Source organism: Gluconacetobacter dulcium, from assembly GCF_014174165.1.
In the GTDB taxonomy this organism is placed as follows: Bacteria; Pseudomonadota; Alphaproteobacteria; order Acetobacterales; family Acetobacteraceae; genus Gluconacetobacter; species Gluconacetobacter dulcium.
The window spans coordinates 65,797-78,321 of sequence record NZ_JABEQN010000021.1 but is presented as its reverse complement, the minus strand read 5'-3'; the positions used below and the strand labels follow the sequence as shown (position 1 = coordinate 78,321).

Genomic DNA, 12,525 nt, shown 5'->3' with positions numbered 1-12,525 from the left:
GATCACCAATTCCCGCGTCTCCATCGAACGCCGCTGCTATTCGCGCCATGCCGCTTCCCTCCCATCGGAGAGAACCTAGCAGATTATCACTCTAAGTGAACAGTATTGGGGTGATCACCCTGCCTGCCGCCATGTTGATCAGTGGCTTACTCTTCTTCATTCTGAGGCATGTCTTCTGATCCGAGGCCATGACGGTCAGATTACCCCCTTCGGTTCTGTGCCGTATGGCGGGTGTTCTGGCCATGATTTGTCCCCTGACGGCAGGTGGCGGTGTTCTGGCCGCCACCACGCCGCAGGTAACCGATATTCTGCCCTCGGGTGTGCCGCTGCCCCCGCCGACGCCGATGGAAGTGCAGCCTCCCGAAGACACCGGTAGCGAGCTTCTGGGCGAGGCGGCCGGGGCGCGACCCTGGCTGGCCCGTCACGGCATCCGGATCAACATGCAGGATGTCGAGGAATTATGGGGCCTGGCCGCCGGTGGCCTTCACCCCGGTCCTACTTATGACGGCATGACCGCCATGACCGTGATGTTCGACACCCAGCGGGGCTTCGGGTGGCCCAACGGGTTACTGAATGTCAGCGCGTTGCAGATCCGCGGCCGATCTCTGACGAGCGAGCGGCTGGGGGCGGTGAATGCCGTCAGCGGCTACGATGTGGGGCGTTCGACCCGGCTGTTCGAACTCTGGTACGGTCAAGGGTTCTTTGCAAACCGGCTGGATGTCCGCGTTGGGTCGATCGACCTTGATACGGAATTTCTCGTCAGCCAGAATGCCTCGTTCTTCCTTAATTCCAGTTTCGGCTGGCCGCTCTCCACGTCCAGCAACCTGTATTCCGGAGGGCCATCCTGGCCATTCTCCGCTCTGGGAGTGCGGGCGAAATGGGCACCGATTGCCCCATTGGTGCTGATGGGTGCCGTCACCGACGACAACCCGACGCGCGGCCCGTTCTACAGCAATGAGGCACCCACGCAGCGCGACCCCTCGGGTACGGCGTTTTCGACCAGCGGCGGCACGCTGTTCATCGGTGAAGCCCAGTTTTCAGCCGATCTCGCCCTCTGGATTGCTGGTAAGGGTGCGCCAAGCCTGCCAGGGACGTGGAAGCTCGGCGGGCTATACGACACCGGGCGGTTCCCCGATCAGCGATACGACAGTCACGGCGGCCTGCTGGCCTCGCCGGACAGCACAGGTCAGCCCCTCTATCATCACGATAACTGGATGATGTACGTGGTGGCCGACCAGATGATCTGGCGGGCCGTGCCGGGATCGAGCAAGACGATCAGCCTGTTCATGCGCGCCACCGCGAATGACGGCTTGCGTAATCGGTATTCGACCGAAATACAGGGGGGCTTGACGTTAGACGGCCTGGTTCCGGGCCGCACCGACGATACGATCGGTCTTGCCTGGGGAACTGGATTTTACGGTAGCAGGGCGATCGGGAACGCGCACGACGCCGTGCGTCTGGGCACCAGTCTGGCCGGCGCGCTGAAGCCCGAACAGCATATCGAGGCGACCTATCAGGCGGCCGTGACGCCGTATCTTATCGTCCAACCGGATTTTCAGTATTTCTGGCATGTCGGCGGTACATCGTTCAACCCGGAGACCGGCCGGTCGATCGACAACGGTGTCGTGCTGGGTGTGAACATGACCACTACGTTCTGAGAAGCTGACGCTGTGGATTTCATGAAAATTTCAAGGTGTTTGTCTGTGGGAAATCCTATTCCGGCGAATGCGGCGCATGGCGCGCGGCGAGGAGGCAGCGACAATGGACGATGAGGATCTGAACAGCCTTTCAGCGGAGGAACGTGAGCGTGTGCAGATGCGCCGCGAACTCATCGACGATCTGGACGAGGAGTTCGAACTTACTCTGGAGGAAGAGGCCATCGGGGGGGAACTCGATGCAGCCGATCGCGCGTTCCGACGCGTTTATTTCCGCGAACTGGTTCGTCTTCAGGGCGAACTGATCAAGTTGCAGGACTGGGTGAAAACGACAGGCCATCGTCTGGTCGTGATCTTCGAGGGACGGGACGCCGCCGGCAAGGGTGGTGCAATCAAGCGGATCACCCAGCGCCTGAATCCGCGCCTGTGTCGCGTTGCCGCCTTGCCGGCCCCCAGCGACCGTGAGCGCACGCAATGGTATTTCCAGCGATACGTGGCCCATTTGCCGGCGGCGGGTGAGATCGTTCTGTTCGACCGGAGCTGGTACAACCGTGCCGGTGTCGAGCGTGTCATGGGCTTCTGCACCGAAGATGAATACGAGGAGTTCTTCCGTTCGGTGCCCGAGTTCGAGCGCATGCTTGTCCGCAGCGGCATCCAGATCGTCAAGTTCTGGTTCTCAATCACCGATGACGAACAGGAGGCCCGTTTCCGCGCGCGGATCGAAGATCCGCTGAAGCAGTGGAAACTCAGCCCGATGGATCTGGAAAGCCGCCGCCGTTGGGAAGATTATACCCGCGTGAAGGAGACGATGCTCGAGCGTTCCAGCATTGACGAAGCCCCCTGGTGGGTGGTGCAGGCGGTGGACAAGAAGCGCGCGCGCCTGAATTGCATCGCTCACCTGCTCTCGCTTGTGCCCTATGGGCCGGTGCCGAAGCCGGACGTGGTGTTGCCTGAGCGCGTTCATCATCCCGACTATGAGCGGCAGCCGACCCCGGACGCCATGATCGTTCCGTCGCGCTACTGACGCGATACGCCGGATGCGGGGGAGATCCACAGGCCCCCGCGTTTGCGCTGCTCCGAAAGCCTGGAGCGATTTTGCATGCCCCTGTACCTGCTGTTGGGTTTCTTCCTTAAGAACGCAGGCCAGCGTCCTGTGACAAAAGAGTTTTGAAGAAAGCCATTCATCAATAGCATGGCGCTCCCCTATGGAGGGACGGGAGAGATTCTTTCCCGAAGGAAAAAAGAACAGGACGATATAACCTAAAACGATTCCCGTTATATAAATATTAAATTTATGGGGGTCCAAATGGAATGCTCGTTTCCGGCGGCTCTCAAGTATTGAATAATAGAGAAATAATTATGAACAATCATGATCTGTCTGAATTTAAGTCCAGGCAAAATTTCGTTGAGATGAACGAAAATGACTTTCGTTCTATCCGATCTGTTCAGGCTATTATTGACCGGGAAGTGTCGCCCGCCCTTGAGAAATTCTATGCTCAGGTTCGCCGGACCCCGAAAGCCCTGAGCTTCTTTTCTTCCGAATTGCAGATCGAGCACGCCAAACATGCTCAGAAGATGCATTGGAAACGGATTTCTGGCGCTCGGTTCGACGACGAATATGTGAAGAAGGTCCGGGCAATCGGTTCGGTGCATGCCCGCATCGGGCTGGATCCGAGCCTGTATATCGGTGGCTACGGGATCATCCTCAATCATCTCGTCCAGTCCCTGATTAACGACATGCTGTCGCAGGGCGGTTTTTTCTCCCGGACCTCGTCACGGGTGTCGCAGAATGTGGGGGAGACGATCGGCAGCCTGTGCAAGGCGGTGCTGATGGAGATCGACCTAACGATATCGTCCTATTTGGCCGACATCGACAAGGCGCGCGTCGAGATGCAGGCGGAACAGGATCGCCGTGCCCAGGAGGATCGCGAGGTGATCGAGATCATCGGCAATGCGCTGACGGCGCTGGCCAATGGTGATCTGACCCATCGCATCGAAGGCGGCCGGATCCCGGAGCGACTGGATGCGCTGAAGGCGCATTTCAACCAGACAGCCGAAACGCTGGAACAGAGTCTGGGCAAGATTGCGGTGAATGCGACGAATATTGTGTCGAATGCCGACGGAATCCGCCAGGGGGCTGAAAACCTGTCCCGCCGCAGCGAGCAGCAGGCCGCGACGCAGGAGGAAATGTCGGCGGCGCTGGGTCAGATCACGCAACGGATCACGAGAACGGCCGAGGAGACGCTGAAGGCCAGCCAGATGGCCAACATAGCGCGCGACGATGCCGAGCATGCGGGTAGCGTGGTGCATGGCACGATCAAGGCGATTTCGGAGATCGAGAAGTCCTCGCAGGAAATGGCGGGCATTATCAGGATCATCAACGAGATTGCATTCCAGACCAATATTCTGGCCCTCAATGCCAGTGTCGAGGCGGCTCGGGCGGGGGATGTCGGCCGTGGCTTCGCCGTGGTCGCCAGCGAGGTCCGTGCGCTGGCGCAGCGTTCGGCCGATGCAGGCCGCGAAATCTCCGCGTTGATCAATCTCTCGGGCGGACAGGTGAAAGCTGGGGTGGCGTTGGTGCATGAGGCGGGCGATGCGTTGCGGCGCATCATGTCGCAGGTGCAGCAGATCAATGATGTCATGTCGACCATTTCGGCTTCGACGCAGGAACAATCGGCCGGCATCAGCCAATTGAATATTGCCATGGGTGGCCTGGAGCAGACGACCCAGAAGAACGCCGCCGTCGCCGAGGCGAGTGCCTCGGCAGTGCGCAATCTGGTGGCGACATCCGACGAACTGACACGGATGGTCGCGGGGTTCACCCTGTCGGCAGGCGAGATGCGGCCCGTGTTCGCGCGGCAGAAACCCAGGCTGGCGTTGATCCGGACGGAGTGAGCCGGCGCGGCGCCGGGCCGCCGATATCGGTATTACCGGGGATGACGGTTACGCTTATGCTTATGTTTATGGCTGGCCCGGCATCGTCCGGTGCAGGAAGGTGCCGATCTCTTCCGCCATGACGTGCTGAAAGGTCGTGCGGTTGAAGCCCGGCGGGTCCTGTGACGGCGGAAAATCCGGGCGGACCATGTTCGCGGGGAAGGGGCTGAGAAACGAGAAATGCCCCGCGCCGGGGACGCAGCGGTTATCGACCAGCGCCGGATCGGGGACGCCCTGCATTACGATATCGGCCAAAGCCGGCGGGGTAACGTCGTCTTCGGCGGCTGTGCGCATCAGGATCGGGCAGTGGATTGCCGACAGGGCGGCGGGGGCGCGGAACCATCCGGTGGCGGGTGCCAGCAGCACCAGCGCATGCACCCGCCGGTCGTGCGTGACCGCGATGCGGCGCGGCGGGTCGTCAGGGCCGCGGCCGCCGCTCCAGGGCTGGCCGCCCGCTGCCGCCAGCACAGTGTAGGTGCCCAGGGAGTGACCGATCAGTGCCACGCGCCCGGGCCGCAGGGCTGGACCTACTATTGGGTCTGCGAAGGCGGCGGCTATGCTCAGGCAGACATGGCGGGGACGGTTTTCCAGATTGGCCAGCGTGCGGGCCAGCGCGTCGTCGTTCAGGCTGTTGCCGGGATGTTTCGGCATGGCGATCACGAAGCCGCGCGCGGCAAGCGCCATTGCCAGATCGCGATAGACCCAGGGCGACCCGCCATTGCCGTGAGAGAGCACGATCAGTGGGCGGTCATGCCCCTCTATCGCTCCTTCGGCGAGGGGTAAGTGGTAGGGGCCGAAGCGGCATGGGCGCGGTATGCCGGTAGTGGGATAGAGGATCGCCAGGGGGATATCTGCATCCTGCACCCCGTCATGGATCGTCAAGCCACGATAGCCCACCGCGTGCCGGGTGGGGCCCTGTGCCCCGGCTTGGCTCTGTTCCATCCCTGATCCTTTCTCGTCGTGCCGTGGGGCGATCCGGCCTGTCGTTCCGGTTGGGGCCAACATGCCGAGATCGGACGGGGCCGGCCAGTGGCGGTGGTGCATTGTCCGCGTTTCCGCGCCGAATGGGCGCGCCCCGCTTTCGCCCGCCTGCGCAACGTTTGCGCTTGTCCGGCTGGATGAACAGTCTATTGAAAACGGAAATCTATGACCCGTTTTAGTCATCTGTCAGGAAACGCATGCCGTCTGAACTTTCTTCCGTTTCGTCGCGGCCCACGCGGTCTTCATCCTTCGCTGTCGTGGTCGCGATCGAATTGTGGGAGCGGTTCGGTTACTACGGCATGCAGGCCGTGCTGTTGCTGTTCATGGTGCGGCAGCTCGGCATGGCGGATGCGCGGGCGAATCTGCTGATGGGGGCTTTCGCAGCCATGGCCTACGCCCTGCCGGTGGTCGGCGGCTGGCTGGGGGATCGGGTGCTGGGGTCGCGTCGGGCGATGCTGCTTGGGGCCACTTGCATGATGGGCGGTTATGCCGCGCTGGCGGTGGCGACGGTTCATGTCGGGCTGATGACGGTGGCCATGGCGCTGATCGCGACCGGCAACGGATTCTTCAAGCCCAATGCCGCCAATCTGGTCCGCCGGATCTATGAAGGCGACGATGCGGCGCTCGATTCCGCGTTTACGCTCTATTACATGGCCGTCAATGTCGGTTCGACCGCGTCGATCCTGCTGACGCCCCTGTTGCAGGACCATTTCGGGCCGGCCGTGTCATTTGCCACCTGTTCCGCCGGGCTTCTGTTTGGTCTGTGCGTCTATACCGCCTTGCGCGGCCGGCTGCGTCATGTTGGCTCGGCGCCTGATTTCGCGCCATTGGCGGCAGGGCCGGTGGCTTCTCTGCTGTTGGGCGTCGTGGCGGCCATTTCGGGGCTGCATCTGATTCTGGACCGCCCCGCCCTGGCGCGGGATTGCGTGTGGCTGGCCGCACTGGCGGTTCTGGTCATGTGGACCCTGATCTATCGTCGTGCCGCGCCGGCGCAGCGGCCGGGGTTGCGGATGGCCTATATGCTCTCGATCCAGGGCATGCTCTATTTCGTGTTCTACCAGCAGATGGCGACCTCGCTGACCCTGTTCGCCCTGCGTGCGGTGCGCGGCGATGTGACGTTGGGCGGGGTGACGCTTTTTCATATGTCGGCCGGTCAGTTCCAGGCCCTTAACCCGATCTGGATCATGAGTGCCAGCCCGATCCTGGCCTTTCTCTATCGGCGTTTTGCCCGGCAGGGGCGCGACCTGCCGATCGCGCGGAAATTCGTCGTGGGCTACAGCCTGGTGACGCTGGCGTTCGTGATCTGGTGGCTGGGTGCGCTCTCGGGCGGGGCGGGGCTGGTGTCACCCTGGTTCATGATCGCAGCCTATGGCGCGCTGGCCGTGGGCGAACTGCTGGTCGGCGGGCTGGGGCTGGCGGTGATTGCGCGCTATGTACCGGCCGCGATGGGCGGATTCATGATGGGGTCGTATCTGCTGTCGATGGGGGTGGCGATGTATGTGGGCAGCATGGTCGCCAATTTGGCGGCCGGTGCCCCCGCGCAGCCTGCGGCGGGGGCCGAGGCGTATGCCGGCCTGTTTCTGACCCTGGCCATCGCTGCCGGTGTGATCACGGTCCTGTTCGCGGCGTTGCTACCGCTTACGCGACGATGGGACCGTGAGCATGTGGGCGTTTAGAGGCTGGCTTCCAGAACGCGGCGGCTGACGTCCAGCGTGATGTCCTGGTGTTCGCCCATGGCGGTCATGCCGTGCTGTTCGAGCTGCTCGATCACGCCGTCGATCGTCTCGGTGCCGAGACCGTAGGCGGACAGGCGGGTGGGGATGTCCAGGCTTTCGAAGAACGCGCGCGTGCGTTCGATCGCGCTCTCGATCCGTTCGTCCTCGGTGCCGTCGCGCAGGTTCCAGACGCGTTCGGCGTATTGCAGCAGCTTGCCGCGTTTGGCCTCCTTGCGGACCCGCAGCATGGACGGCAGGACGATGGCAAGCGTGCGGGCGTGGTCGATGTCGTGGCGGGCCGTCAGTTCATGACCGATCATGTGCGTCGCCCAGTCCTGCGGCACGCCGGCGCCGATCAGGCCGTTCAGCGCCAGGGTCGCGATCCACATCAGGTTCGCGCGCAGGTCGTAATCATGCGGGTTGGCGATGACCTGCGGCCCGATTTCGACCAGGCTCAGCAGCAGTCCCTCGGCGAAACGGTCCTGCGCCATGCCGCCGGCCGGGTAGGTCAGGTATTGTTCCATGACATGCGTGAAGGCATCGGCCACGCCGTTGGCGACCTGCCGTACCGGCAGGGTGTAGGTCTTGGTCGGGTCCAGCACCGAGAAGCGCGGGAAGACATGGGGGCTGCCGAAGGCGAGCTTCTCCTTCGTCTCCGTACGGGAAATGACGCTGAAACTGTTCATTTCCGACCCGGTGGCCGGCAATGTCAGGACGCTGCCGAACGGCAGGGCTTCGCTGACGTCGCTGCCATGGGTGCGCAGGATGTTCCAGGCGTCGCCTTTGTCATTGACGGCGGCGGCGACGAATTTGGTGCCGTCGATCACCGATCCACCGCCGACCGCCAGCAGGAAATCCAGCCCCTCCGCACGGATGGTCGCGACCGCGCGCATCAGGGTCTCGTAGGTGGGGTTGGCTTCGATGCCGCCGAATTCGCGCACCGTGCGCGCACCGAGGGCAGCGCGGACTTCGGCCAGCGTGCCGTTCTTTTCGGCGCTGGAGCCGCCATACAGGACCAGGACGCGTGCCTTGGCCGGAACATGGTCGGCAAGCTGGGCGATCGTGTCCTTGCCGAAGATGATCCGGGTGGGATTGTAGAATTCGAAATTCTGCATGGTGTCTCCTTGCCGCCGGGCCGGGGAGCCCGTCCGGCGGAACGTCAGGTCAGGCGGGCAGGCCGAGCAGGCGGCGGGTGGTTGCCATGGCGGCGTCGAACGGGTGACGGTCGCGCGTGAATTTTGCCAGCAGCGTCGCCCCCAGCCAGAGCTGGTAGAGGGATGCCGCCAACGGACGGGCATCCTGCATCGCGGGCAGCGAGCCGTCCTGCTGGCCGGCCGCGATGAAACGGGCCAGCCGGTCGACCACGGCGGTGGCGCCGTCCTGCAGGATAAGGCGCATCCGCTCTGACAGGTCGCAGACCTCGGCGCCGAGTTTTACGGCCAGGCAATGGTCGTGGACCGTGCCGGCCACATGGGCGTCGCGCCATTGGACCCAGTAGGTCATGAAACGTTGGCCGGCGGTGCCGTCCTGCTGGTCAAGCAGCGCGTCGATGCGGGCGAGATAGGCTGTGAAATACTGTTCCAGCAGCGCTTCGCCGAAAGCCTCCTTCGACGCGAAGTAATGATAGAACGAGCCTTTGGGGATCTCTGCCGCGACGAGGATCTCGTTCAGCCCGACCGCCGAGAAGCCCTTGCTGCCGATGATCGGGCGCGCCGTATCGAGGATATGGCGGCGGACATCGTGATGGACGGAGGCTGCGTTCATGCGGCGAGGCTATACGGGATTAGACCGGTCGGCTAGTGGATTGTCGCTTTATGAAATGCGCGCTGGGGTGTTGCCCGCGCGCATGTTCGGCCAGCGTTCAACGCCACAGGGTGGCCAGCAGCGGGACCAGCACGGCGGTCAGCAGGGCGTTCAGCCCGATGCCGAGCGCGGCGAAGGCGGCCCCGACTTCATCGAGGGCTGCGACCTGGGCCGCCGCGATGCCGCTGCCGGCGACGCCTGCGGCGAGGCCGTGCGCGCGCCAGTCGGCGATCTGGAAACGCACCAGCATATGCCGGCCGATGATGGCCGCCAGGATGCCGCCCAGGATTGCCAGGGACGCGGTGAGGGCGGGCACGCCACCGATCTGGCCGGATACCGCCATGGCGATTGGCGTGGTGACGGCCTTGGGGGCCATGGACAGCGCGACGCTGCGCGAACCGCCCAGGAGCCAGACGAGACCCACGCCGCTGAGGACCGAAGTGAGCGACCCGGCCAGCAGGGCGAGGCCGATGCTGGAGAGGTGGCGGCGGACCAGTGCGAAATTCTCGGCCAGCGGCACGGCCAGTGCCACCGTGACCGGGCCGAGCAGGAAATGGATGAATTGCGCGCCGGCGAAATAGGTGTCGTAGGACGTGTCGGTGCCCAGCAGGGTCGCCGCCACGATCAGGATCGCGATCAGTACCGGGCTGGCGAAGGGGGACCCTCCACATGCCTTCTGGACCTGGCGGCCGATGACATAGGCCCCCAGCGTGACCACCATCCACAACAGCGGAGTGGCTGAGAGTGGCGTCCAGAGATGATGGAGCGCGGCGTTCATGACATGCTTCCTTCACGCTCGGCGGGGTTTGCGGGCGTTCGCGGAAGGGTCCAGTGCATGACCAACGCGGTTACAATGAGGCTGAGGATGGTCGAACCGGCTACGGCGACGATGATGGGCAGCCATTCCTTGCGGATCACACCGGCCTCGGCGATGATTCCGACGCCGGCGGGCACGAACAGCAGGCCCATATTGGCGATCAAACCTTCGGCCACCGGCTTCAGCGGTGCGGGCGTGATGGCCTGGCCGACCCGCTTTGCACGGACGCCGAGTGCCAGGGTCAGCAGGAACATGCCGATGACCGGGCCGGGTACCGGGAGGTGAAACGTGGTGCGCAGCAATTCCCCCAGAAGTTGGCATCCGACAAGGATGAGCATCGCCGATGGCATCGCGGTCTCCATTGGTGCTGGTCCTCTCACAGGAGGACCGGTCCTGGAGGGAATAACAACATGATCGCGAAAATGCGACAGCGGAGGCCGCCGCATGCGGCATGACGCATCAGGCGAGGGAAAGACGGCCGCACGCATCGACCCTGAGTCATCGTTCTGGCGGTAGAGAAAACGGACGGCAGGGCAACCCGCGTGACAGTTGCCGCCGTCATTCACACGCCGCCTGCCCCTGATGCTGCCGCCGGGGAAATGCCTCGATGGGTCAAACAGCATTTCGGCCTGAATGGCGCATGATCATGGATTGTCGTCAACGAAGTCAATCAGGCCGACTGGTCCGGCTTTGATCTTCGCCGTCTGCCGGGGCAAAATGATCCGTTCGCATATGGCTTCATCCCTCCTCGACTTTATGAGGACGTAAAAGCGACCTTGCTGGAAACCCACGCCCAACGCACCATGCGGGTCATGCCACGAGACTGACCTTTGGAATACGCATACGCGCTGGGGCATGTCGCATATTGAGATTTGTTCGCATTATTATTAATATGCGATTCTGCGTGTCTACGAACGGCATGCGCGGAGGGAAGGTAGCTGAACATGACGGGTTCCGGTTCCAGAACCTGGCCGGAAATATTCTCGGAGCAGAGACCCGGCCTGTTACGCTTCCTGCTTCAGAAACTGGGCAATCGTGAACTTGCCGAAGACCTTACCCAGGACGTGTGGGTCAGGATCGCACGGGGCGGCTGCACCATCATGCCGGATAACCCCGCCAAATACCTGTATCGGATTGCCACCAATCTGGCGATCGACCATCTGCGGCGCGCCCGCCACGGCATCGAGGTGCAGGCCGACGACGCCCGGACCGAACATGTCATCGCCGAAACCGTTTCGCCTGAAGATGCGACGATCCAGCGCGACCAGATCGAACGCCTGCGCGCGGTGCTCGATACGCTTCCTCCACGCAGTCGCGAGATTTTCATGCTCGCCAAGTTTGAGGGGCTTTCCTACCATAAGATCGGGGAGAGGCTTGGGATGACCCGGCATATGGTCATGAGCCATATGATGGCTGCCCTGACCGCCGTGGAAGATGCGCTGGAACCACCATCCGGCGCGCCCGAAAAATAATTCCGGTTTCTTTTCCCCTTCTCGCTCGTCATCCGTCTTTCTGTATAGAGGGCCATTCACGCCACCTCTGTGGCTGGGCGGATACGGTCCACAAGATCGTTGCCGGATATCCAGAAAGACCACGCACACGATGACGCACCCCAAATCCGATGCCCAGATCCGGCAGGAAGCGCGCCAGTGGCTCATGGTCCTGAATGATGCCGATGTCACGGAAGACGAGAAACACGACTTCACGTCATGGCTCAATCAGGGAGATCGGGAAAAACAGGCCTGGGAGCGGGCAACGGGCATGTGGTCTCGCCTTGATGACCTCGCTCCGGCACTGACACCCACTCCGACGAAGGAAAAGCCTGTCGCCGCAAATGACGCTGGTTCATTCCGGGTGACCCGTCGCCGTATGATAACCGGAGCCGCCGCCGCGGTCGTCGGGGTGGCATCTGGCGGCAGCTATCTTCGGACGCATCCCGAAGTCTTTGCCGACTACAGGACGGGCACGCGGGCAGGCAAAACCGTAACCCTGGCGGATGGTTCGCTGGTGGAACTTGCCCGCAGTTCGGCCATCTCCGTTTCATGGTCACCGCAGGCCCGGCGGATTACCCTCCATGACGGAGAGGCGCTGTTCACCGCCCGGCACGACCCCTCGCGGCCATTCATCGTGGATGCCGGCCCTGCGGTCACGCAGACAGCGGGTGCCGTCTTTGACGTGAACCGTCTGGGTGACGCCACTTTGGTGACAGCCATTGAGCATGAACTGACTGTCACGCCACCCCTGGGAGGCATCGTGCTGACGGCGGGCCAGCAGATGCGTTGCGCGCCGGGCGAAACGCTGGGGCCGCTGGCGGTGGACACGGCGTCCATCCTCGGTTGGCGAAATGGACGCATTGTCGCCGATGGTATGAGGTTGGCTGACCTTACGACAGAGCTTTCGCGCTATCGACGGGGCCGCATTTTCATCACGGACTCCCGATTACGCGACCTTCCGGTGACAGCCGCGCTCGATGCCCGCAATCCTGACGCCGCGATTGAGACCCTGGCAGGCTCGCTTCACCTGCGCGTCCGGCATTTCACGCCCTGGCTTGTCACCCTGTCCGCCGCAAGCTGACCGGGCATCCAAAAAAATCACGGAAAAAACGCTTTACCGCCGACCA

11 protein-coding genes are annotated in these 12,525 nt (G+C 62.7%); 6 read left to right on the top strand and 5 right to left on the bottom strand.

Annotated features, from left to right (window positions below; genetic code table 11):
* Positions 1-188 precede the first annotated feature (188 nt).
* The 3 genes from HLH25_RS15580 to HLH25_RS15570 all read left to right on the top strand — a co-directional run bounded on the left by HLH25_RS15580 (position 189) and on the right by HLH25_RS15570 (position 4,550).
* Positions 189-1,658: a carbohydrate porin gene (locus HLH25_RS15580; RefSeq protein ID WP_182974943.1), complete on the top strand. Its 1,470-nt coding sequence runs from the start codon at positions 189-191 to the stop codon at positions 1,656-1,658.
* 157 nt (positions 1,659-1,815) lie between these two features.
* The gene (ppk2, locus tag HLH25_RS15575; RefSeq protein ID WP_375288987.1) at positions 1,816-2,679 is read left to right on the top strand and encodes a polyphosphate kinase 2; all 864 of its coding nucleotides are present in this window, start codon (positions 1,816-1,818) and stop codon (positions 2,677-2,679) included.
* A gap of 287 nt (positions 2,680-2,966) precedes the next feature.
* Entirely contained in the window at positions 2,967-4,550 is a 1,584-nt protein-coding gene (locus tag HLH25_RS15570) for a methyl-accepting chemotaxis protein (protein ID WP_182977199.1), read from the top strand.
* A 66-nt stretch (positions 4,551-4,616) separates the two neighbouring features.
* On the opposite strand, the gene HLH25_RS15565 is transcribed toward HLH25_RS15570, so the two are convergent.
* On the bottom strand, positions 4,617-5,531 hold the full coding sequence (locus tag HLH25_RS15565; protein ID WP_182974941.1) for an alpha/beta hydrolase family protein: 915 nt from the start codon (positions 5,529-5,531) through the stop codon (positions 4,617-4,619).
* 236 nt (positions 5,532-5,767) lie between these two features.
* Between HLH25_RS15565 and HLH25_RS15560 the strand changes: the two genes are divergently transcribed.
* Entirely contained in the window at positions 5,768-7,246 is a 1,479-nt protein-coding gene (locus tag HLH25_RS15560; protein ID WP_182974940.1) for a peptide MFS transporter, read from the top strand.
* Here the strand turns inward: HLH25_RS15560 and HLH25_RS15555 are convergent.
* The 4 genes from HLH25_RS15555 to HLH25_RS15540 all read right to left on the bottom strand — a co-directional run bounded on the left by HLH25_RS15555 (position 7,243) and on the right by HLH25_RS15540 (position 10,267).
* Positions 7,243-8,400: an iron-containing alcohol dehydrogenase gene (locus tag HLH25_RS15555; protein ID WP_182974939.1), complete on the bottom strand. Its 1,158-nt coding sequence runs from the start codon at positions 8,398-8,400 to the stop codon at positions 7,243-7,245. The two genes, HLH25_RS15560 and HLH25_RS15555, sit on opposite strands and share 4 nt — an antisense overlap.
* A 49-nt stretch (positions 8,401-8,449) precedes the next feature.
* Positions 8,450-9,049, bottom strand: a complete 600-nt coding sequence (locus HLH25_RS15550) for a TetR/AcrR family transcriptional regulator (protein ID WP_182974938.1) — start codon at positions 9,047-9,049, stop codon at positions 8,450-8,452.
* 97 nt (positions 9,050-9,146) lie between these two features.
* Complete coding sequence (locus tag HLH25_RS15545; protein WP_182974937.1) at positions 9,147-9,866, bottom strand: LrgB family protein; 720 nt, start codon at positions 9,864-9,866, stop codon at positions 9,147-9,149.
* Complete coding sequence (locus tag HLH25_RS15540; protein ID WP_220791846.1) at positions 9,863-10,267, bottom strand: CidA/LrgA family protein; 405 nt, start codon at positions 10,265-10,267, stop codon at positions 9,863-9,865. Before HLH25_RS15540 ends, HLH25_RS15545 begins: the two co-directional genes overlap by 4 nt.
* A gap of 582 nt (positions 10,268-10,849) precedes the next feature.
* On the opposite strand from HLH25_RS15540, the gene HLH25_RS15535 reads away from it, so the two are divergent.
* Together HLH25_RS15535 and HLH25_RS15530 are read left to right on the top strand one after the other, a co-directional pair.
* Positions 10,850-11,377, top strand: coding sequence for an RNA polymerase sigma factor (locus HLH25_RS15535; protein ID WP_182974936.1), 528 nt, complete (start codon positions 10,850-10,852; stop codon positions 11,375-11,377).
* 130 nt (positions 11,378-11,507) lie between these two features.
* On the top strand, positions 11,508-12,479 hold the full coding sequence (locus tag HLH25_RS15530; RefSeq protein WP_182974935.1) for a FecR family protein: 972 nt from the start codon (positions 11,508-11,510) through the stop codon (positions 12,477-12,479).
* Positions 12,480-12,525: the final 46 nt, after the last annotated feature.

Bases quoted from the DNA above. Each gene is read 5' to 3' on its own strand.
- HLH25_RS15580 (WP_182974943.1), top strand. From the start codon at position 189: ATGACGGTCAGATTACCCCCTTCGGTTCTGTGCCGTATGGCGGGTGTT.
- ppk2 (WP_375288987.1), top strand. From the start codon at position 1,816: ATGCGCCGCGAACTCATCGACGATCTGGACGAGGAGTTCGAACTTACT.
- HLH25_RS15570 (WP_182977199.1), top strand. From the start codon at position 2,967: ATGCTCGTTTCCGGCGGCTCTCAAGTATTGAATAATAGAGAAATAATT.
- HLH25_RS15565 (WP_182974941.1), bottom strand. From the start codon at position 5,531: ATGGAACAGAGCCAAGCCGGGGCACAGGGCCCCACCCGGCACGCGGTG.
- HLH25_RS15560 (WP_182974940.1), top strand. From the start codon at position 5,768: ATGCCGTCTGAACTTTCTTCCGTTTCGTCGCGGCCCACGCGGTCTTCA.
- HLH25_RS15555 (WP_182974939.1), bottom strand. From the start codon at position 8,400: ATGCAGAATTTCGAATTCTACAATCCCACCCGGATCATCTTCGGCAAG.
- HLH25_RS15550 (WP_182974938.1), bottom strand. From the start codon at position 9,049: ATGAACGCAGCCTCCGTCCATCACGATGTCCGCCGCCATATCCTCGAT.
- HLH25_RS15545 (WP_182974937.1), bottom strand. From the start codon at position 9,866: ATGAACGCCGCGCTCCATCATCTCTGGACGCCACTCTCAGCCACTCCG.
- HLH25_RS15540 (WP_220791846.1), bottom strand. From the start codon at position 10,267: ATGGAGACCGCGATGCCATCGGCGATGCTCATCCTTGTCGGATGCCAA.
- HLH25_RS15535 (WP_182974936.1), top strand. From the start codon at position 10,850: ATGACGGGTTCCGGTTCCAGAACCTGGCCGGAAATATTCTCGGAGCAG.
- HLH25_RS15530 (WP_182974935.1), top strand. From the start codon at position 11,508: ATGACGCACCCCAAATCCGATGCCCAGATCCGGCAGGAAGCGCGCCAG.